The sequence below is a fragment of the Streptomyces harbinensis genome, assembly GCF_900116145.1.
GTDB lineage: Bacteria > Actinomycetota > Actinomycetes > Streptomycetales > Streptomycetaceae > Streptomyces > Streptomyces carpaticus.
On record NZ_FPAB01000001.1, the window covers coordinates 369740 to 389487 of the forward strand.

Here is a 19748-nt window from a genome sequence, read left to right on the forward strand (position 1 = left end):
CGCCGGCCGGGTGGCCGGACGCGGTCGTGGCGCGCGGGGTGCGCGCGCCGCGGTGCGGTCAGACGCGGTGGACGGCGGGCGCCGGGTCGCGGACGCGCAGGTCGCGGTAGACGCGTTCGGTGGCCTCGGCCACCGAGGCCCAGCGGTAGCGGGTGAGGACCCGGCGGCGTCCGGCCGCGCCGCACGCCGCGCGCTGCGCGGGGTCGTCGAGCAGTTCCGTGACGGCGGCGGCCAGCGCCGCCGGGTCGCCCGGTGGTACGAGCCGTCCGGTGGCCGGGTCGGCGACCGTGTCCAGCTGCCCGCCGACGGCGCTGGCGACCACCGGTACGCCGCAGGCCATGGCCTCCAGCGGGACGATGCCGAACGGCTCGTAGGTGGCCGGGCACAGCACCAGGTCGCAGCCGCGCATCAGGGCGGGCACCTCGGGGCGGGGCACGGCGCCGGCGAAGCGGACGCGGTCGGTGACGCCGCAGCGCCGGGCGACGGCACGCAGCCGCCGTACCTCGGGGTCCCGGCCGGGTGCGGCGCCCGGGGAGCCGCCGGCGATGACCAGTTCGGCGCCGGGGACGCGGGCCAGCGCCTCGATGGCGACCTCGGCGCCCTTGCGCGGCACCAGCCGCCCGATGTGCAGCAGCCGGAACGGGCGTCCGTGCGGCGGCGCGTCCTGCGCCGGGCGGGGCCGGGGGGAGAACCACTGGGGGTCCACTCCGCACGGCACCACCCGCACCTTGCCCACCGGCACGCCGAGGGCGACGAGTTCGGTGACCTCGTCGCGGCAGGTCGCCACCGTGATGTCGCAGTGCGAGCCGATCTGCCGTTCCCAGTCGATGCGCCCGGGCGGGCTGGTGTCGGCGGCGCCCTGGTGGCGGCGCTTCACGCTGCCGAGCGCGTGGAAGGTGTGGACGAACGGGATGCCGAGGGCCCGGGTCGCCCACCAGGTGGCGATGCCGGACATCCAGAAGTGCGCGTGGGCCAGGTGGGGCGGTCTGCGGGTCCACTCGCGTTCCAGGAACTCGCTGAACTCCGGCATGTGGGGCAGCAGCTCGTCCTTGGGCAGGCTGTGCGCCGGCCCGGCGGGCACGTGCCGGATCTCCAGGCCGGGGCGGATGCGGACGGTGCGGGGCAGGGTGGCGCAGTCGCGGCGGGTGTAGACGGTCACCCGGTGGCCGCGTTCGGCGAGTTGTCCGGCCAGCTGGGCGACGTGCACGTTCTGGCCGCCGGCGTCGGCGCCGCCGAGTGCGGCCAGCGGGCTGGCGTGTTCGGAGACCAGGGCGATCTCCAGGGGTTCGGCCGGGCCGGGCCATGGGGGCCGCATCAGCGGATCACCTCCTCGATCAGCCGGTCCCAGTCGGCGAGGAACCGTTTGAGGCCGTACCGGGCCAGCGCCGCCTGCCGGGCCGCCGCGCCGGCCTGCCGGGCGGCGTCCGGGTCGCGGGCGTAGCGGGCCGCCGCCTCGGCCAGCACCTCGGGCCGGGTGGAGAGCACCCCGGCACCGGGGGGTACCGCTTCCACCGCCTCGGTGGTGGCGAGGGCGACCACCGGCATGCCCAGGTGCATGGCTTCGACGAGGGAGAGCCCGAGCGAGGTCCAGCGCACCGGGTGCAGATAGACCCGGCAGCGGGCCATCTCGGTGTGCAGCCGCTCTTGCGGCAGCTCGCGCACCCGGCAGCGGGGTTCGGGGATGCCGAGCCGGGCGGGCAGGTCAGCGGTACCCATGCCGAAGATCTCCAGCGGGACGGAGCGGGCCAGTTCCGGCAGCAGATCGGTGCCGGTGGTCCGGCCGCGCCGCAGCGGCTCGTTGACGACGACGGCGGCGGCGGCCCGTTCGCCGCTGTAGCGGTGGCCGGGGTCGACGACGCCGTGTTCGACGACGGTGGTGGGGGCGCGGCCGTTGTCCCAGAAGAGCCGGTTGAAGTGGGTGACGTGGACGAGGGTGAGGTCGTCGCGGTCGGCGCACGGGTGCCGGGTGTCGGGGACGTTCCCGTCGGGGGCGTTGTGTTCCAGGTAGACGGCGGGGATGTCGCGGCCGGGGCGGCGCCCGCCGAGCCACCGTTCGGCCAGCTCCGCCTCGTGCGGGCGCTGGAGCACCACCAGGTCGACCGGTGCGTCGCGCAGTTGTTCCGGGGTGCGTTCGCGTACCGAGGCGGGCCAGTTCCAGCTGTCGGCCCGGCCGCGTCCGTCGGCGGTGCGCCCGGGGAGCAGCGGCAGCAGATAGGTGTGCGGGCCCTGGACGAACGCGGTCGTCCAGGAGCCGTGCACGTGCCACATGAGGATGTTCATGTCCGTTCCTCCGGTGCGGGTGCCGATGCCGGTGCGGGTGCAGCTGCTGTTGCCGGTGCCGTTGCCGGGCGGATGCCGGGGGCGGCGCTGACGGTCAGCCGCTCGACGGCGGCCAGGACCTCCTCGTCGGTGATGGAGTCCAGGCAGGGGTGGCCGTCGACCGGGCATTCGCGGGCCCGGCTGCCCGCGCAGGCCGAGTCCTGCCGGCCGAGCAGCAGGTGGGGGACGCGGTAGGGCAGCCAGCGCTCCGGGCTGACGACGGGGGCGAAGAGGCTGATGACGGGGGTGCGGACGGCGGCGGCCAGATGGGCCGGGCCGGTGTTGCCCGCGATGGTGAGCCGGGCGCGGGAGAGCACGCCGGCCAGTTCCCCCATGTGGGTGCGCCCGCCCAGGTCCAGGGCGTGCCGTCCGGCGACGTGCCGGGTGAGATCGGCCTCCTGGGGGCTGCCGGTGACCACGACCCGGTGTCCGGCGGCGGCCAGCACCGCGACGGCCCGGGCGGCGCGGTCGGCGCTCCAGGTCCGGGCAGGGACGGCGGCTCCGGGGTGCAGGACGAGGTAGGGCTCCTCGCCGGTGAGTGCGCTGGTGTCCGGTGGGGTGCGCACGCGCAGTTCGCCGCGGTCGCCGTCCGGCAGCCGGAATCCGGCGGCCTCGGCGAGTTCCAGCGCGGCGGTGGCCTCGTGCCGGTGGGCGGCGCGGTGGTGGCGCAGTTGCAGCAGGGAGCCGGGGTAGTGCTCGCTGTCGGCGCCGATCCAGGGGATGCCGGCGAGCTTGAGCAGCAGGGCGGCGGGCAGCGGGCTCTGGTGCTGGGACGCCAGGATCAGGGCGCGGTCGTAGCCGCCGCGCTCGATGCGGCGCACGAGGTGGGCCACCTCCGCCGGGTCGGTGGCGGGGGCGGCCAGCCGCACCCAGGGCGCGTCGAACACCTCCACCCGGTCCACGCCCGGCAGCAGGCGGCCGGCGGCCTCGCCCAGCGGGCCGCAGAGCATGGTGACGGACCGGGAGCCGGCGGCGACGGCCCGGACGGCGGGTCCGGCCAGCAGGACGTCTCCCGCGCTGTCCAGCCGGACGACGAGGGTGTGCGGGAGCGTGCCGGGCGCTGTCACGGGGCGCCCGCCGTGCCGGGGGCGGGCCGCAGCAGGGCGCGTACGGCGGTCAGCAGGTCGGGGGCGCGGTGGGGCGCGGCGGCGACCTCGGCGATCCGGGTCGCCGGGGTGGGTACCAGGACGCCGTGGGCTCCGGCGGCGCGGGCGGCGTCCAGGTCGCTGCCGATGTCGCCGATCACGACGGTGTGGCGCGGGGCGACGCCCAGCCGGCGGCAGGCCGCCGCGACGAGGCCGGGGGCGGGTTTGCGGCAGCCGCAGCCGTCGGCGGGGCCGTGCGGGCAGACGGCCCAGACGCCGAAGGGGCCGAGCAGGGTTTCGACCCGGGTGCGGACCGCCGCGACCTCGGCGTGTCCGATGCGGCCCCGGGCGACGCCGGACTGGTTGCTGACCACGCCGAGGGCCACGCCGTGGTCGCGCAGCAGCGTCAGGGCGGCGCGGACCCGGGGCAGCGGCCGGACGAGGGCGGGGTCGCCGTTGTAGGGGACGTCCTCGATCAGGGTGCCGTCCCGGTCGAACAGCACGGCCCGGGGCCCGCGCCGCCGGCCGCCGGGGTGGAGCGAGGCCGGGCGGGAGGGACCGGGCGGAAAGAGCCAGGGGCGGGCCCCGGCTGCCGAGTCGTCAGCCATGCCCCGGAGAGTTGCCCGATATGTCCGATTTAAACACCGGCTGCGGGGTGACTCCCCGGTGCCGGGCCAGCCCCAGCGCCCAGTGCCCCACCGCGACCGGCGGGATCGCCGCGCTGGTGAGCACCATCCGCCACAGCTCCGGCCCGGTACGCGGCCCCGGCCGGATCCGCGCGGCGGCGAACTCGGCCGTGCCCGCCAGCCACAGCGCCCCGCTCATCAGCGCCGCCCGCCGCCGTCCCGTCCCCAGCGCGACCAGCGCCGCCGCACCCGCCGCCGTCACCGCCGCGTGGGCGGGGAAACGGCCGCGCGGCGCCCGCGCCCGCCGCCGCCAGTCGCGGCCGTGCAGCCGGGCCATCAGCACATCGTCCGCGTTGCCCGCCTGGGCGCGCACCGAGGCCCACGGCCCGGCCGGGCGCACCGGATGCGCCGTGCGCCGCTCCCCCACCGTGAGGTCCCAGCCCGCCGCCAGCACCCGCAGCGCCAGATCGGCGTCCTCCCGGAACGCCCGGGGGAACCGTTCGTCGAAGCCGCCCGCGTCCAGCAGCGCGGACCGCCGGTACGCCAGGTCGGCGGTGATCCAGCTGGCGGTCGCGAGCCCGGCGGTGCTCCGCTCCCAGTCGGTGGGCCGCCGGCCGGGCGGCAGCGGCACACTGATCCGCGCCTGGACCCCGCCGGTGCCGCCGCCCGCGGCGGCCAGGTCGGCGGCCAGGGCCCGCCGCCAGTGCGGGCCCGGCACCACATCGTCGTCCAGGAAGGCGATCCACGGCTCGGGAGCCCGCCGCCAGCCGGTGTTGCGGGCGGCGGCCGGGCCGCGCCCGCAGCCCGGCACGATCTCGATCAGGGCGGCGAGTTCCGCCGGCACCTCCACCGGCAGCGGGCGCGGATCGTGCGGCGGCCGGTCGTCCACCAGGATCACCCGGGCCGGCCACGGGCCGTCCCCCTCGGCCAGTGCGGCCAGCACCCGGTTCAGACAGGGGCGTCCCAGGGTCGGGATCACCACCGCGTACTCCGGGTCCGGCGCGCTCATGCCCGGCCCCCGCTTCCCGCGTACAGCCCCCGGCGGCGCACCACGAACGGGCCGAGGGCCAGCAGGTCCACCGGGGCGGAACCGAAGCACTCCAGCGCGTCGCGCGGATCGTCGACCATCGGGCGGCCCGCGGTGTTGAGCGAGGTGTTCACCACCACCGGCAGGCCGGTCAGCTCATCGAACCTGCTCAGCATCCGGGCCACCAGCGGCTCGGTGGCCGGGTCGACCGTCTGGATGCGCGCGGTGCCGTCCACGTGCACCACGGCCGGGATGCGCTCCCGCCAGGCCGGCCGGACCTCGTGGACGAACAGCATGTACGGGCTGGGCAGCGGCCCCTCGAACAGCTCGGCCGCCCGGTCGGCGAGCACCATCGGCGCCACCGGGCGGAACTGTTCGCGACCCTTGATGTCGTTCAGCCGCTCCAGATTGCCGGACCGGCCGGGGTGTGCCAGCAGCGAGCGGTGCCCCAGCGCCCGCGGCCCGAACTCGGCGCGGCCCTGGAACCAGGCCACCGTCGCGTTCTGCGCCAGGGCCTCGGCCACCGTGGCCGCGACATCGGCCGGACGTTCGAACGGCACCGCCGCGGTCTTCAGCCACGCCTCCAGCTCCGCCTCCGACCAGCCGCGCCCCAGGTCGGCGCCGGCCATCGGCCGGGCCGGCGCCGGATCGGCGTCCGCCGCGTGCCACAGCGCCCCGCCCAGGGCCGTACCGGCGTCGCCGGAGGCCGGCTGCACCCACACCCGGGAGAACGGGCCCTCGGCCGCGATCCGCGAGTTGGCCACGCAGTTGAGCGCCACCCCGCCGGCCAGCGTCAGCACCGCGTCATGCGTCTCGCCGTGCAGCCAGCGCACCAGGTCCAGCAGTGTCTCCTCCAGCACCGCCTGCCCGGCCGCCGCCAGATCGGCGTGCTCGGGCGTCCAGGCCTCGCCCGGTCCGCGGGCGGCACACAGCTCGGCCCACGGCACCCCGGCCGCCACGAAGCCGCCGTCCCCGGTGGGGTGGATGCGGCGCCGCAGCTCGCCGAGATAGCGGTCGCGGTTCCCGTAGGAGGCCAGCGCCATCACCTTGTACTCGTCGCTGGAGCGCAGAAAACCCAGGTGTTCGGTCAGTTCCTCGTACATCAGCCCCAGCGAGTGGGGCAGCCGCTGCGCGTACAGCGGCTCCAGCGCCTGCCCGGTGCGGCGCGCCGCCAGGTGCGAGGTGGCCTCGCCGCGTCCGTCGAGCACCAGGACCGAGCAGTCCTCGGCGTCCGGCGCGGCGAAGGCGGAGGAGGCGGCGTGCGCCATGTGGTGCGGGACGAACCGCACCTGTGCGGGGTCGAGTCCCGGCAGCGCCTCGCACAGGAACGCGGGCGCCTGCCGGGCGTAGAGCTGGCGCAGGTCGTCCCACGGGTCGTCGAGGCCGAGTTCCCGCGCCGGGTGCGCGAGTGCGGGGTCGTAGGAGTAGGTGACGGCGTCCAGGTCGCCGGGGCGCAGCCCGGCCTGGCTCAGGCACCAGGCCGCCGCGCGCTCCGGCAGTTCCCAGGCGGCGAACGGCACCGGGCGTTTGCCGTGCTTGCGGCGGGAGAATCGTTCCTCCTCAGCGGCGGCCACCGTCTCCCCGTCGATCACCAGCGCCGCCGCCGGATCGTGGAACAGGGCGTTGATACCGAGCACACGCATGGGACCTCCGCAACAGGCGTCGTTCGTCAGGGGGAAGAGCGGGGAGCGGGTGGGTCAGTCGCCGCGCTCCCGGGCGCGGAACCACGCGATGGTGCGGGCCAGTCCGTCCGGCGCGGTCACCCGCGGCTCCCACTGGAGCTTGCCGCGCGCCAAGGTGATGTCCGGGCAGCGCACCATCGGGTCGTCGGTGGGCCGGTCGATCAGCCGGACCCCGGAGGAGGAGCCGGTCAGCCGGATCACCAGCCGGGCCAGGTCGAGCATGGTGATCTCGTCCGGGTTGCCGATGTTGACTGGGCCGCGCAGCTCGGACCCGGCCATCGCCAGGACACCGGCGACGGTGTCCGCCACATAGGTGAGCGACCGGGTCTGCCGGCCGTCCCCGGTGACGGTCAGCGGCTCGCCGGCCAGCGCCTGGCGGATGAACGTCGGCACCGCGCGGCCGTCGTGGCCGCGCATCCGCGGACCGTAGGTGTTGAACAGCCGGACGATCCCGGCGTCGGTGCCGTGCACCTCGGCCTCCGCCACGGTCAGCGCCTCGGCGAACCGTTTCGCCTCGTCGTACACGCTGCGCGGGCCCACCGGGTTGACGTTGCCCCAGTAGCGTTCGCTCTGCGGATGCTCCAGCGGGTCCCCGTACACCTCGGAGGTGGACGCCAGGATGAACCGCGCCCCGTGCTCCCGGGCCAGGGCGAGGGCGTTGCGGGTGCCCAGGCTGCCGGTCTCCAGGGTGTGCAGCGGCAGCCGCAGATAGTCGGCGGGAGAGGCCGGCGAGGCGAAGTGCAGCACCAGGTCCACCGGCTGTGCCACCGAGAACGGCTCGGTGACGTCCGCGCGCAGCAGGGTGCAGCCGGGCCGGCCGGTCAGGGCCCGTACGTGGTCGGGGTGCGCGGTGCACAGATCGTCGACGCAGGTGACCTCGGTGCCCCGGTCGAGCAGTTCGGCACACAGATGAGAGCCGACGAACCCCGCTCCTCCGGTGACCACGGCGTGCCGGTAGCGGGGTGCGTCGGGCCGGGACGGCTGGACCGCCGCGGCACGGTCCCGGGTGCCTCGCATGTCTTCTCCCTTCGGTGACCACCGCCCCAAGTACCCGGACGAAACTCCGACAAACAGGAGTTTTTCCTCGCGCGTGAGGTACCCGAACCGGTACGCATCCCCGACCGCGACAAGGAGAGGCGACCGCGATGAGTGAGCACCCGGCCGACCGTCACCCGAGCCCGGAGTTCCCGCAGCAGTCCCAGCAGCCGCCCGGCGCCACCGGGGAGATGGCCCCGCGGCCCGACCACGGCGAGGACAGTTACCGGGGCTGCGGCCGGCTGCGGGAGCGGCGGGCCCTGATCACCGGCGGCGACTCGGGCATCGGCCGCGCCGTGGCCCTGGCCTTCGCCAGGGAGGGCGCGGACGTGCTCTTCACCCACCTGCCGGGCGAGGCGGACGACGCACGGGAGACCGCCCGGCTGGTGACCGAGGCGGGCCGCCGGGCCGTTCCCGTGGAGTGCGACATCCGGTACGAGGAGCAGTGCCGGGCGCTGACCGACCGCATGGTCGCCGAGTTCGGCGGCCTGGACGTCCTGGTGAACAACGCCGCCCACCAGATGGCGCAGCCCGACAGCATCGAGGGCATCAGCACCGAACAGTTCGACCAGGTGGTGCGGACCAATCTGTACGGCATGTTCTGGCTGACGAAGATGTGCCTGCCGCACCTGAGCGAGGGCGGCAGCGTCATCAACACCACCTCGGTGCAGGGGTACCACCCCGGGCCGCACCTGCTGGACTACGCCATGACCAAGGGCGCCATCGTCACCTTCACCCACGGTCTTGCCAGTCATCTGGCGGAGCGCGGCATCCGGGTCAACGCGGTGGCGCCCGGGCCGGTGTGGACGCCGCTGATCCCCGCGACGCTGCCGGACACCAGCGAGTTCGGCGCCAAGTCCGCCTTCGGACGCCCCGCGCAGCCCGCCGAGATGGCGCCGGCCTACGTCTTCCTGGCCTCGCAGGACGCGTCGTTCATCACCGGCGAGATCGTCAACGCCACCGGCGGCGCCCCGCTGCCCTGAACGACCGAGACCGACGACAAGGAACAGGAGCCTGTATGAAAGCCGCCGTCTGGCACGGAAAGCGGGACGTCCGCGTCGAGCAGGTCCCCGATCCGGTGATCCAGCAGTCCACCGACGCGCTGGTGCGCATCACCTCCACCGGCTTGTGCGGCTCGGACCTCCACCTGTACGAGGTGCTGGGACCGTTCATGACCCCGGGCGACATCCTGGGCCACGAACCGCTGGGGGTGGTGGAGGAGACCGGGGCGGACGTCACCGGCATCGCCCCGGGCGACCGGGTGGTGGTGCCGTTCCAGATCGCCTGCGGCACCTGCTTCATGTGCCGGCGCGGACTCCAGACGCAGTGCGAGACGACGCAGGTGCGCGGGGAGGGCAGCGGCGCCGCGCTCTTCGGCTACACCAAGCTGTACGGCTCGGTGCCCGGCGCCCAGGCCGAGTACCTGCGGGTCCCGCAGGCCCAGTACGGGCCGGTCAAGGTGCCCGAGGGGGTGCCCGACGACCGGTATCTGTATCTCTCCGACGTGCTGCCGACCGCCTGGCAGGCCGTCGAGCACGCCGGGGTGACGCCCGGCGGCTCGCTCGCCGTGCTGGGTCTTGGCCCGATCGGGGACATGGCCTGCCGGATCGCCCGCCACCGGGGTGCCGGGCAGGTGATCGGGATCGACCTGGTGCCCGAGCGGCTCTCCCGGGCGGCGGCCCGCGGGGTGCAGACGCTCGACCTGACCCTGCACGAGGACATCGGGGCCGCCGTCCGCGACCTCACCGCAGGGCGCGGCCCGGACGCCGTCATCGACGCGGTCGGCATGGAGGCGCACGGCAGCCCGGGCGGCTCCACCCTGCAGACGATCGCCGGGCTGCTGCCCCAGCGTCTGGCCGAGCGGATGGCCGGCAAGGCGGGCGTGGACCGGATGGCCGCCCTGTACACCGCCATCGACATCGTGCGGCGCGGCGGCACCATCGCGCTCAGCGGGGTCTACGGCGGCATGGCCGATCCGCTGCCGATGCTCACCCTCTTCGACAAGCAGATCGAGCTGCGGATGGGCCAGGCCAATGTGAAGCACTGGATCCCGGAGATCCTGCCGCTGCTCGGGGCCGACGATCCGCTGGGGGTGGACGAGTTCGCCACCCACCATCTGCCGCTGGAGCAGGCGGCCGAGGCGTACGAGCGCTTCCAGCTGAAGGAGACCGGCAAGGTGATCCTCAAGCCGTGATCCCGAGGGCCCTGCCCGCCGCCGGGACCGGGCCTCCCGTGGTGTGTGAGCAACGCCACGACAGGCCCGCATCCGGTGCGGGACAAGGCGGACATCCCGTACCGGCCCGGTGGGAACGATCTTGGTCTTCCCGGCGGGCCGGCTTTCTGCCACGGTGGTCTGCGCCGAACGCGGTGCACCGGAGCCCGCGCCGCACGATCCGCCCGCCGGGCACCGGACACCCCCATGCTTCCTCAGCGCCTCCGCCGCGCCCGGGGCCACAACCCCTGGCGCTCCCTGCGATACCCCAGCATGCGCTGGTGGTCACTCGCCAACCTCGTCTCCAACGCCGGTACCTGGATGCAGCTCACCGTGCAGAGCCTGCTGGTGCTCCAGGTGACCGGATCGGCCGCCATGACCGGGCTCTCGCTCGCGGTCCAGGCCGGGCCCGGGCTGCTGCTGGGTCTCCTCGGCGGCGCGGCCGTCGACCGCTGGCCGCGCAAGCTGACCGCCGCCGTCAGCCAGGTGGCCCTCGGCGCGGTCGGCTTCACCACCGCCGCGCTGGTCGCGCTGGATCTGCTGAACGTGCCGGTGCTGCTGACGCTGGCCGCCGTCACCGGGATCATCAGCACGGTGGACGGCCCGGCCTGCGCCCTGCTCGGCAACGACCTGGTGCCGCGCCGCGACGTTCCCTCGGCCATCGCGCTGGGCTCGGCGGTGCACAGCATCGGGCGGCTGGCCGGGACCGCGCTGGCGGGCGGCGCGGTCCTGCTCTTCGGCACCGCCTCGGCCTTCGTGGCCAACGGCTTCTCCTTCGTCTTCGTCGCCGCCGTCATCCCCTTCCTGAAGCTGGTCGACCGGTCCGCCGAGGAACCGGAGACCGCCCCGGAGCCGGAGCCCGCCGCACCGGCGGACCCGCGCGCGGATGGGCCGGACGAGCCGGACGACTCACGGCAGCGGGCGGGCGGCGGCGCCCGCGACGGGCTGCGCTTCTTCCTGGGCCGGCCGCAGCTGGTGCTGCTCGCCGCCATCACCGCGCTCAGCTCGGTCTTCGGCCGCAACTACACACTCACCCTGGCCGTACTGGTCACCGGCCCGCTGGCCGGCGGCGCCGGCTCCTTCGGCACCGTGTCCACCGCGCTGGCCGTCGGCGGGATCGCCGGCGCGCTGCTCGCCGGTGTGCTCCAGCGACCCTCGGTACGCCTGGTCGCCGCGATGTCGGCCATCGGCGCGGCGTTCCAGATCGCCGCCGGGCTCTCCCCCACGCTCGGCCTGCTGGTGCTCCTGGTGATCCCCATGGCGATCGTGGAGTCCGTCTCGGACACCGCGGGCACCACCGTGCTCCAGACCGACCCGCCGCCCGCCATGCGCGGCCGGGTCCTGGGCGTGTGGCGCAGTCTGAGCACCGGCTGGGGGCTGGTCGGGCCGCCCGCCATCGGGCTGCTCATGGAGTGGACGGGCCCCCGGGCGGCGCTGGTGATCGGCGGCCTGGTGGTGGCGCTGCCGGCGGTCGCCGGTCTCGCGGTGCACGCCCGCCGGGCGCGCCGCACCGTCGCCGACGCCGCCGGGCAGATCGCCGCCGCCCCGGAGCCGGTGGAGCCGGTGGAGCAGCCCGAGCCGGTACGCGTCCCCGTACCCGCTCGGGTGACCGACGGCGACCGCGCACCCGCCGCCGTGACCGTGAGCTGACCGGCGGGCCACCGGTCCGGGGGCGGGCCCCGCGGCCCGCCCCCGGCCGTACTCCGCCGCCGCTCAGTGCTTGGACCGCGCCGCGTTGATGGCGTCCCGGGTGCGGTCGACCATCGACACGAACGGCCCCACCGCCCACTGGGCCGCCGGTTTGCCCGCCGCCGAGGGATGCGGATGGGTCGGCGCGGTGGCCTCGGCGACCCGCAGACTGGAGCCCATCTGCTTCAGCTGCTCCTCGCTGCGCCCGGCCCGGATGGCCGGGAACTCCTCGCGCTCCTCCTGGTCGGCGTGCTCGGCGACCGCCCGCTCGAACTCGGCGAACTTCCGCTCGAACTCGGCGGACTCCAGGTCCATCTTCTCCAGCTGGGCCAGGACCTTGTTCGCCTCCGCCTCCTCCTGGTTGCGTGCCTCGGCCTCCGCCGCGCCCGCCGTCTTCTTCGCCACCGGGCGGACGATCATCTCCTCCGCCGTCTCGTGAACGGCGAGCAGCACGCGCAACTGGTCGAACGCCTCCCTGCGGTCGTCGCCGTGCGCGGCCTGCACCTGGCTGAAGAGGTCCCGGATCCGGGCGTGCTGTTCCAGCAGCATGCCCACCACGTCGCCCTCGGGCAGCTGCCCGGCCTGCTCCCGCTCCTCGTCGGCCCTGCTCATGTGCCTCAACTCCTCCGTGTCGACAACGGGTACCGCTGCACGCCAGGTCCGCGAAAGCCCCGGTGACGGGCGGGACCGGACGGTGGAGCCGACCGGCGGCGGTCGCCGTCCGAGGCGTTCCCCCCGATCGACCGGGTGTCGCGCAGCCGCAGCCGGGTACCCGGCCGGGCGGCGATCAACCGTGCCCGCACCGTTTTCCGGAAGGAAGGGATCCCTCATGCGCGTCGTCATCGTGGGCGCCACCGGGAACGTCGGCAGCGCCGTCGTCCGCGCTCTGGCCGCCGATCCCGCCGTCACCTCCCTCACCGGCCTGGCCCGCCGCAAACCCCGATGGCAGGCGGACAAGACCACCTGGCGGCAGGTCGATCTGCGCGCGTCCGACGGGGACGGGCCGCCGCTCGCCGACCTCTTCCGGGGCGCCGACGCGGTCGTGCACCTCGCCTGGCTGATCCAGCCCACCCGCGACCCGGCCGAGACCTGGCGCACCAATGTGCTGGGCACCGCCCGGGTGCTCAAGGCGGTGGCCGCCGCCCGGGTGCCGGCCCTGGTCTGCGCCTCCTCGGTGGCCGCCTACTCCCCCGGACCCACCGACCGGGCAGTGGACGAGAGCTGGCCCACCCACGGCTGCCCCACCTCCGCCTACAGCCGCGAGAAGGCGTACGTCGAACGCATGCTGGACACCTTCGAGGCGGAGCAGCGGGACATCCGCGTGGTCCGGATGCGCCCCGGCTTCCTCTTCTCCCGCGCCTCCGCCGCACAGCAACGCCGCTACTTCGTCGGCCCGCTGCTCTTCGGGCCGCTGGCCCGCCCCGAGCTGACCCCGGTCGTCCCCGATGTCGCCGGGCTGCGCTTCCAGGTGCTGCACACCGACGACGCCGCCGACGCCTACCGGCGCGCCCTCACCCGGCCCGTCCACGGCGCCTTCAACCTCGCCGCCGATCCCGTCCTGGACCCCGCCCAGCTCGCCCGGATCTTCCGCGCCCGGCGGCTGAAACTGCCGCCTGCCGTGCTGCGCGCCGCCGTCGCCGGAGCCTGGCACGGCCGGCTCACCCCCGCCTCGCCCGGGCTGCTCGACACCCTGCTGCGGCTGCCCGTCATGGACTGCTCCCGCGCCCACGGCGAACTCGACTGGCGGCCCGGACGCGACGCCGAGGATGCGCTGCGCGCCCTGGTGGACGGCCTGCGCCACAACGCCGGCGCGCCCACCCCGCCGCTGGACCCGCATCCGCCCGGTGGCCGGCTCCGCGAGTTCGCCACCGGCGTCGGACAGCGGCCCTGACCGGATCCCCGACGAAAGGAGCGACGTCCATGACGTCCTACGGGTACTTCCTGGCCAGCGAGGACCACGGCCCCCGCGCCCTGGTCGGACAGGCGCGGGCGGCCGAGTCGGCCGGCTTCCGCTCGCTGTGGATCTCCGATCACTACCATCCCTGGCTCGACGCGCAGGGCAACAGCCCGTTCGTCTGGACCACCATCGGGGCGCTCGCCCAGGCCACCGAACTGCCGGTGGCCACCGCCGTGACCTGCCCGTCCGTCCGCGTCCACCCGGCCGTCATCGCCCAGGCCGCCGCCACCTGCGGGGCGCTGCTCCCGGGCCGCTTCCGGCTCGGCGTGGGCACCGGAGAGGCGCTGAACGAACACATCCTCGGTGACGCCTGGCCCGAGGCGTCCGTCCGGCTGGAGATGCTGGAGGAGGCGGTCGAGGTGATCCGCGCCCTCTTCACCGGCAACCGGATCAGCCACCGGGGCCGGCACTACACGGTGGAGAACGCCCGGCTGTACACGCTGCCCGACGAGCCGGTGCCGATCGACGTGTCCGGGTACGCGCCGGCCGCCACCGAGTTGGCGGCCAGGATCGGCGACGGCTTCGTCACCATGGGCCCCGAGGGCGAGCTGCTGCGCCGGTTCCGGTCCGCCGGCGGGAGCGGCCCGACCGGCTGCGCCATCAAGGTCTGCTACGACGCCGACCGCGACCGGGCGGCCCGCACGGTGCTCCAGCGCTGGCCCAATCTGTTCCTGCCCGGCGAACTGGCCGCCCTGCTGCCGGAGCCGAAGCACTTCGAGCAGGCCACCCAGCTGGTGACGGAGCAGCAGATCGCGGGCGGGTCCATGCCGCTGGGCGACGACCCCGAGGAGCACATCCGGGCGCTGGCCGAGTGCCGGGACGCCGGGTTCGACGAGGTGTACGTCAGCCAGATCGGCCCCGACCTGGACGGGTTCTTCGACTTCTACCGCACCCGGGTGCTGCCCGCCCTGGGCTGAGCCGGCCCGGGCCGAGCACCGCCCGGGGCATCAGGCGCGCCGGGCGGTGAAGCGCAGCCCGGTGTGGTCGAAGGTGGCCGGCAGGGGCCGGTCCGGGCCCGGGCGCAGCGCCGAGACCGTCCGGTAGCGGGTTTCCGCCAGCAGCCCGGCCAGCCAGTGGCCGGCGGTCAGCAGCACCACCTGCTCGCCGGGGCAGCCGGCCGGGCCGGCGCTGAACGGCACCAGCGCCGGGTGGCCGGCCGCCGTACCGTCCCGCCAGATGTCGGGGTCGAAGCGGTCGCGGTAGCCGGTGGGTGGCTCGGCCCGGTGGAAGTAGGGCGTGAAGGCGGCGAACGCCGTGCCGGCCGGCACCACCGTGCCGTACCAGCGGGTGGCCCGGGTGGACTCGCGCAGCAGCACGGGGGTGGTCGGCCACAGCCGTACCGCCTCCAGGACCGCGGCGCGGGTCCGCGGCAGCGGGGCGACCGGTTCGCGCCGGGTGCCCGGCCACGGGGCCGCCGTCTCGGCCCTGACCTCCGCCTCCCGGTCGGGGTGGCAGCTGAGCAGGGCCAGCGTGCGTAGGGTGGCGGCGCCCGCCGCGTCGAAGGCGAACAGCCAGTGCGGCACCTGGTGCACCGGATCGACCCCGTGCTCCCGGGCAGCGGGCCCCGCGCGCAGCGCGCCGGCCAGCGAGTCCGGGTCGGCCCGGTCGATCGCGGTGCGCAGCCGGTCCAGGAACGCGGCCCGCAGCCGCCCCCGGCGGGGCGCCAGCATCGACCAGTTGCCGGTGGAGCGGAGCCGGTCGAGCAGGCCGATCAGTGCGGTGTCGTCGGCGGCGGCCTCCCCCAGGACCAGCCGGCGCACCGACCGCCACCAGCCGGCCGCGAACAGGTCCCAGTCCAGCTGTCCCCCGGCCCGGGCGCGCTCGGCGACCGCCGCGGCCTCCTGATGGATCCGGGCGGTCAGCGCCGGGGCCAGCCGGTGCTCGGGCCGGCCGCTGTCCAGGGCCTCCTCGTTCGCCCGGCGCCGCGCGGCCCGTTCCGGTCCCGGGGTGATCAGCGAGCCGTGCGGCTGGAACTGTTCCAGCGCGCGGCGTTTCTCCCACGACGCCGGGGTGAAGGGGTCGGGGGTCTCGCGCAGCAGCCGCGCCAGGTCGTCCGGGTCGAGCAGCAGCACGAGCGACCGGCCCGCCACGCTCAGCCGCAGCGGCCTCGGCCCGTACCGGTGGCGCAGGTCGCGCAGGGTGGTGATGGCGGCCCGGTCGGTCCGCAGCCGCTCGGCCAGCGACATCGCCCACGGGCGGCGTCTGATCAGCCCTTCGGCCGCGCCCGGCAGCAGGACCCGCAGCAGGAAGCGGGCCCGGTCGGCGGGCCCGGCCCGGTGCAGGCCCCCGGCGGCGGGCGGGGCGGGGCTCACCGGGCACCGGCCGGGTCGCGGCGGTCCCGGCCGGGCGGCCGGACGCGGCGGGTACGGTCCTGGCCCGGCCCGTCCCCGGGGTGTCGCCTGCGGGGTACGGCCGTCCGGTCGCCGCCTGCCATGTGCGCTCTCCCATTCGTCGGTCCCTCGGGTACCACGAGCATCGCGCCGCGCGGCACCGGGCGGCCGGAGGCAGGCGGGGTGGGGACGGCGGCCACCCGTTCGGGCCCGGCCGGGGCGGGCAGCCGGGCGGCGCGGGTCAGTCGCGGGGCAGCAGGGAGCCCAGCGGGCCCAGGTCGAGGTTCAGGTCCTCCGGGCGCAGGCCGAAGGTGGTGCGCAGTTCCGTCATGCGCTGTTCCAGCAGCATCAAGGTGGTGCCGACCCGCTCGACCTGGGCCTCGGTCAGCTCGCCGGAGTCCACCCGGCGCAGCGCCTGGCGTTCCATCAGCTGCCGCAGCAGTTCCACGACGGTGAGCACCAGGGCGACCAGGTCGCGGCCGACCGAGTCCTCGTCCAGGTCCATCCGCCGGCCGGGGCTCACCACGGGCCGCTGTCCGCCCACGGGGCGGGCATCCGTTCGCTGACCGAGGAGAGCAGGGCGTGCAGGGACAGCCGCACCAGGGGCACCTCGGCGATGGCGATGACCAGGTCGCCGCTGATGACCACCCCGGTGGCCATCACCCGGTCGAGGAGATCGACGAGCGGCACCCCGATGGGGCCGTACGGGCCCTCGTCGGGCTGCCAGGCAACGGGCTCATGGAGCATCGGCGGGTCTCTCCTGCTCTTCGTCGTCCAGGCGGGCGAAGGAGTACGGCACCCAGGGGCCGGTGACCTCGATCCGGGCGTGGGCGGCGACGGCGGGGTCGCGGGCCAGTGCGGCGACGGTGTCGCGGAACTCCCGCTCCCGGTCGTGGTCGAGCAGCAGGGCCGCGTTGAGCACCTGCCGCCGGCTGCCGCCGGTCAGCGCCGGGTCCTGGGGGCGCAGGCGGCGGGCGGCGGCGGCCTGCCGGGCGAGCGCGGCGTACACGTGCTCGGCGGTGCGCCAGGCGGTCTCGTGCTGCCGCTCGCGTTCTTGCTGCCGGTTGCGGAGCCGGTCAAGGTAGGCGCGTCCGGTGTCGGCCGCGGGGGCGCTGTCCGGCCCGGGCGGGTCGGCGGCGGGCGGGGTGGAGCGGACCGGGTACACCTTGAGGCCCCATTCGGCGCGGTGGCACAGCCGTTCCAGCAGGGCCAGCAGCCGGTCGGCGCGGCCGGCCACGGCGGCCGTTGCGCGTTCCGGACCGAGGTAGAGCGTGGCCAGCGGCAGCGGGACGACCGGGCCGCCGCGGGCGACGGCGGCGATCACCGCGTGGTGGGCGCGGGCGCAGCTCTCCAGGGCGGCCGGGTCGGAGAACCGTTCGGCGCACGCCTCGGGGGCGAAGTCGGCGGCGGACACGCTCTGGGCGATGAGGGTGAGCGGCCCGGCGGCCAGGGTGCGCACCGGTCCCCCGCCGGGGTGGCCGGTGAGGCCGTCCAGGTCGGGGGCGGTCTGCGCGTGGCAGACGGCGAAGATGCACACGGCCGTCCCGTCGGGCGGCGTCTGCGCCCCGGCGGCCGGCCGCGTGAGTCCGGCGGTCTCGGTCATGCCTGCTCGGTCTCCTTCTGCCGGTCGTGCCGGTGGTGGCCGCTGGTCTCCAGTTCGGTCAGCCGCTCCCGCAGGCGCTTGTTCTCGTCGTACAGGGCGTCGTGCGCGGCCCGTGAGGAGAGGGCGGGTTCGGTCTCCCACCAGTCGATGCCGGCCTTGCGGGCGGTGTCGACGGAGGAGATGAACAGCCGGATGCGGATGGTGAGCAGTTCGATGTCGAGCAGGTCGATCTTGATGTCACCGGCGATGACCACGCCCTTGTCGAGGATGCGTTCGAGGATGTCGGCGAGGTTGGCGGTACGGGGCGGGTACGGCTCCAGCGGCTCGTACGCCTCGACGGGGTGGACGGAACGTGTCATCGCCGCCCCCGCTTCCGGGGCTTCTCGTCCTCTTCCTCTTCCTCGTCGTCCTCGTCTTCGTCTTCGTCCTCGTCCTCGAAGTCCTCGTCGTCGTCCTCGTCCATCGCGTCGTCGGTGTCGTCGGTCTCCTCGTCCTCGCGCTCCTCGCCGTCGTCGTCGCCGTCCTCGGCGATCTCGCCTTCGTGGATCTTCTGGTGGCGGCCCTCCGGCTCGTCCTCCTCGTCCGCGAGCATCACATGGCTCTGGAAGCGCCCGCCGGCGATGCCGGCGGCGAGAGCGGCTTTGGTGTGGTCCATCGACGGTGCCAGTCCTTTCCGCGGGAGATACGGTCAGCCGGTGACGTACGGGGGCGGCTCGTGCTGCGGTTCCTGCCGTTGCTGGATGGCGAGCAGCAGCCGCTCCTCCCGCTCCTCGAACTCCTCCGGGGTCAGCTCGCCTTCCTCCAGGGCCAGGTGCAGCTCCCGGAGGCGGGTCATCAGGGGCGCGGGGTCGTACAGTTCCTCCTCGGCCGCGTCGGTGATCCGGCCGGCCACCCAGCCGGTGAACCGCACCGGGGCGAGCGGGAGCAGCAGGATTTCGGAGAACAGGCCCATGTCAGCGCGCCCGGGCGGTGGTGGGGGCCGAGCGGCGGGCCGGCGCGGCCTGGCCGGGGAGGGCGGTGAAGCTGAAGCAGGGCAGCGGACCGGAGAGCCGGAAGTCGGCGTGCCCGGTGTACTCGGCCACGCAGTCGGCGACCGTGGCCCGGAATTCCTCCTCCGCCTCGCGGCGCAGCAGAAAGGACAGGTTGAGGACGCAGCCGTCCAGTTCGGGCCCGGCGGCCGTGTCGTCCGCCAGAGCGCGGATCCGGTCCCGGGTACGGACGGCGGCGCGCAGCGCCCGCCGTTGCAGTCCCTCGGCGACGGCCTGGCCCAGCCGGATGCTCGCCTCGTAGCCGGGGTGGGCGCGCAGCTGGCTGTGCAGCCGGCGCAGCCGGCCGTCCTCGCGCAGCAGCTGCGGCAGCGCGTCCTCCACGACGAGCGCCTTGAGGTTCATCTCCACCCGGCCCGCGAGGCGTTCCAGGACGGCCAGCTGCTCCTCGGGGCGGTCGGACAGCCGAGCCCGTACGGTGTCCTCATCGGGTGCCAGGGACCCGAAGCGCATCGGGATCACCGGTCCGGTGGCGGCCAGCGCGAGCAGGGCGTCCTGGTGGGCGATGATGTCGCGGCGCCTGGCCAGCATCCCGTCCGGTGCGGCGCTGATGACCGCCGTCAGCGCTCCGGCGGGCAGGGCGCGCAACGGTTCGGGCGGGCTGCCCACCCCGGTCGGCCCGGTGGGCAGCGGATGACCTGTACGGACGACGCCGTACACGTAGATGCGGCTCATCTCAGTCCCCGGCCTCTCCGAGTCTGCCCGGCAGTGCGCTCCTGACCTTGTCCTTGGCCCCGCCCGCGGCCTTCTTGGCCTTGCTGGCCACGCCCTTGGCCTTCTTCTCGCCGGCCTTGGCGGCGTGCTTGGCGCCCTTCTCCCCGGCCTTGCGGACCATGCCGCCACCGCCCGCGCCGCCGAAGAGTTCGGGGACGGTGCGGCTGCGGGTGTCGGCCTCCAGGTCCATGCGGTTGCAGGCTTCGGCGAACCGCAGATACGTGTCGACGCTGGCGATGACGATTCTTATGTCCACCTTGACGATCTCGATCCCGACGAGGGAGACCCGCAAGAAGACATCGATGACCATGCCACGGTCGAGGATGATGTCGATGACGTCGTAGAGGGTGCCCGTACGCGGCACGCAGGCGACATCATCCCGGTAGGTGGTGGTGGTCGTGCTCATGAGGCTCTCCCTCGGTC

The 19748-nt window shown here is 75.2% G+C and carries 22 protein-coding genes; 5 read left to right on the plus strand and 17 right to left on the minus strand.

From position 1 onward, the window contains the following. Nucleotides 1-58: 58 nt before the first annotated feature. The 7 genes from BM385_RS01780 to BM385_RS01810 are packed head-to-tail and all read right to left on the minus strand — an operon-like array spanning nt 59 to nt 7756. Entirely contained in the window at nt 59-1315 is a 1257-nt protein-coding gene (locus BM385_RS01780) for a glycosyltransferase (protein WP_093841954.1), read from the minus strand. After that, a complete protein-coding gene (locus BM385_RS01785; RefSeq protein WP_093841955.1) occupies nt 1315-2280 on the minus strand; it encodes a glycosyltransferase in 966 nt (321 codons plus the stop codon). The genes BM385_RS01780 and BM385_RS01785 overlap by 1 nt, the downstream gene beginning before the upstream one ends. Continuing rightward, complete coding sequence (locus tag BM385_RS01790; protein ID WP_093841956.1) at nt 2277-3386, minus strand: glycosyltransferase family 9 protein; 1110 nt, start codon at nt 3384-3386, stop codon at nt 2277-2279. The genes BM385_RS01785 and BM385_RS01790 overlap by 4 nt, the downstream gene beginning before the upstream one ends. Continuing rightward, the gene (locus BM385_RS01795) at nt 3383-4012 is read right to left on the minus strand and encodes a D-glycero-alpha-D-manno-heptose-1,7-bisphosphate 7-phosphatase (protein WP_093841957.1); all 630 of its coding nucleotides are present in this window, start codon (nt 4010-4012) and stop codon (nt 3383-3385) included. Before BM385_RS01795 ends, BM385_RS01790 begins: the two co-directional genes overlap by 4 nt. After that, entirely contained in the window at nt 4005-5039 is a 1035-nt protein-coding gene (locus tag BM385_RS01800; protein ID WP_093841958.1) for a glycosyltransferase family 2 protein, read from the minus strand. Before BM385_RS01800 ends, BM385_RS01795 begins: the two co-directional genes overlap by 8 nt. Further along, nucleotides 5036-6700, minus strand: coding sequence for a carbamoyltransferase family protein (locus BM385_RS01805; RefSeq protein ID WP_093841959.1), 1665 nt, complete (start codon nt 6698-6700; stop codon nt 5036-5038). The genes BM385_RS01800 and BM385_RS01805 overlap by 4 nt, the downstream gene beginning before the upstream one ends. A 54-nt stretch (nt 6701-6754) precedes the next feature. Then, the gene (locus BM385_RS01810; RefSeq protein WP_019432314.1) at nt 6755-7756 is read right to left on the minus strand and encodes an NAD-dependent epimerase/dehydratase family protein; all 1002 of its coding nucleotides are present in this window, start codon (nt 7754-7756) and stop codon (nt 6755-6757) included. Nucleotides 7757-7884: 128 nt separating this feature from the next. Between BM385_RS01810 and BM385_RS01815 the strand changes: the two genes are divergently transcribed. The 3 genes from BM385_RS01815 (at nt 7885) to BM385_RS01825 (ending at nt 11636) form a co-directional block, all read left to right on the plus strand. Next, entirely contained in the window at nt 7885-8757 is an 873-nt protein-coding gene (locus tag BM385_RS01815) for an SDR family oxidoreductase (RefSeq protein ID WP_019432315.1), read from the plus strand. Between the two features lie 35 nt (nt 8758-8792). Then, nucleotides 8793-9968, plus strand: coding sequence for a zinc-dependent alcohol dehydrogenase (locus BM385_RS01820; RefSeq protein WP_019432316.1), 1176 nt, complete (start codon nt 8793-8795; stop codon nt 9966-9968). Between the two features lie 291 nt (nt 9969-10259). Continuing rightward, nucleotides 10260-11636, plus strand: a complete 1377-nt coding sequence (locus BM385_RS01825) for an MFS transporter (RefSeq protein WP_093841960.1) — start codon at nt 10260-10262, stop codon at nt 11634-11636. Nucleotides 11637-11699: 63 nt separating this feature from the next. On the opposite strand, the gene BM385_RS01830 is transcribed toward BM385_RS01825, so the two are convergent. Continuing rightward, nucleotides 11700-12287, minus strand: a complete 588-nt coding sequence (locus BM385_RS01830; protein WP_019432318.1) for a hemerythrin domain-containing protein — start codon at nt 12285-12287, stop codon at nt 11700-11702. Between the two features lie 217 nt (nt 12288-12504). Here BM385_RS01830 and BM385_RS01835 point away from each other — a divergent pair, with 217 nt between their 5' ends. Together BM385_RS01835 and BM385_RS01840 are read left to right on the plus strand one after the other, a co-directional pair. Then, on the plus strand, nt 12505-13566 hold the full coding sequence (locus BM385_RS01835; protein WP_093841961.1) for an NAD-dependent epimerase/dehydratase family protein: 1062 nt from the start codon (nt 12505-12507) through the stop codon (nt 13564-13566). 29 nt (nt 13567-13595) lie between these two features. Beyond that, nucleotides 13596-14549 (plus strand): TIGR03557 family F420-dependent LLM class oxidoreductase, encoded by a 954-nt coding sequence (locus BM385_RS01840; protein WP_093841962.1) that lies wholly within the window; start codon nt 13596-13598, stop codon nt 14547-14549. 30 nt (nt 14550-14579) lie between these two features. Here BM385_RS01840 and BM385_RS01845 read toward each other — a convergent pair whose 3' ends face one another. The 9 genes from BM385_RS01845 to gvpJ form a co-directional block, all read right to left on the minus strand. Then, complete coding sequence (locus BM385_RS01845) at nt 14580-15944, minus strand: cytochrome P450 (protein WP_217650928.1); 1365 nt, start codon at nt 15942-15944, stop codon at nt 14580-14582. A gap of 259 nt (nt 15945-16203) precedes the next feature. Continuing rightward, complete coding sequence (locus tag BM385_RS01850; RefSeq protein WP_037755490.1) at nt 16204-16467, minus strand: gas vesicle protein K; 264 nt, start codon at nt 16465-16467, stop codon at nt 16204-16206. A gap of 14 nt (nt 16468-16481) precedes the next feature. Continuing rightward, nucleotides 16482-16709: a gas vesicle protein gene (locus BM385_RS01855; RefSeq protein WP_019432323.1), complete on the minus strand. Its 228-nt coding sequence runs from the start codon at nt 16707-16709 to the stop codon at nt 16482-16484. After that, nucleotides 16699-17565: a GvpL/GvpF family gas vesicle protein gene (locus tag BM385_RS01860; RefSeq protein WP_093841963.1), complete on the minus strand. Its 867-nt coding sequence runs from the start codon at nt 17563-17565 to the stop codon at nt 16699-16701. The genes BM385_RS01855 and BM385_RS01860 overlap by 11 nt, the downstream gene beginning before the upstream one ends. Next, on the minus strand, nt 17562-17924 hold the full coding sequence (locus BM385_RS01865; protein WP_019432325.1) for a gas vesicle protein: 363 nt from the start codon (nt 17922-17924) through the stop codon (nt 17562-17564). The genes BM385_RS01860 and BM385_RS01865 overlap by 4 nt, the downstream gene beginning before the upstream one ends. Next, nucleotides 17921-18220, minus strand: coding sequence for a hypothetical protein (locus BM385_RS01870; protein WP_093841964.1), 300 nt, complete (start codon nt 18218-18220; stop codon nt 17921-17923). Before BM385_RS01870 ends, BM385_RS01865 begins: the two co-directional genes overlap by 4 nt. 33 nt (nt 18221-18253) lie before the next feature. Further along, complete coding sequence (locus BM385_RS01875; protein ID WP_019432327.1) at nt 18254-18517, minus strand: gas vesicle protein GvpG; 264 nt, start codon at nt 18515-18517, stop codon at nt 18254-18256. Nucleotide 18518: 1 nt separating this feature from the next. Beyond that, nucleotides 18519-19286, minus strand: a complete 768-nt coding sequence (locus BM385_RS01880) for a GvpL/GvpF family gas vesicle protein (RefSeq protein WP_037755470.1) — start codon at nt 19284-19286, stop codon at nt 18519-18521. A gap of 1 nt (nt 19287) precedes the next feature. Continuing rightward, nucleotides 19288-19731, minus strand: a complete 444-nt coding sequence (gene gvpJ, locus BM385_RS01885; RefSeq protein WP_093841965.1) for a gas vesicle protein GvpJ — start codon at nt 19729-19731, stop codon at nt 19288-19290. Nucleotides 19732-19748: the final 17 nt, after the last annotated feature.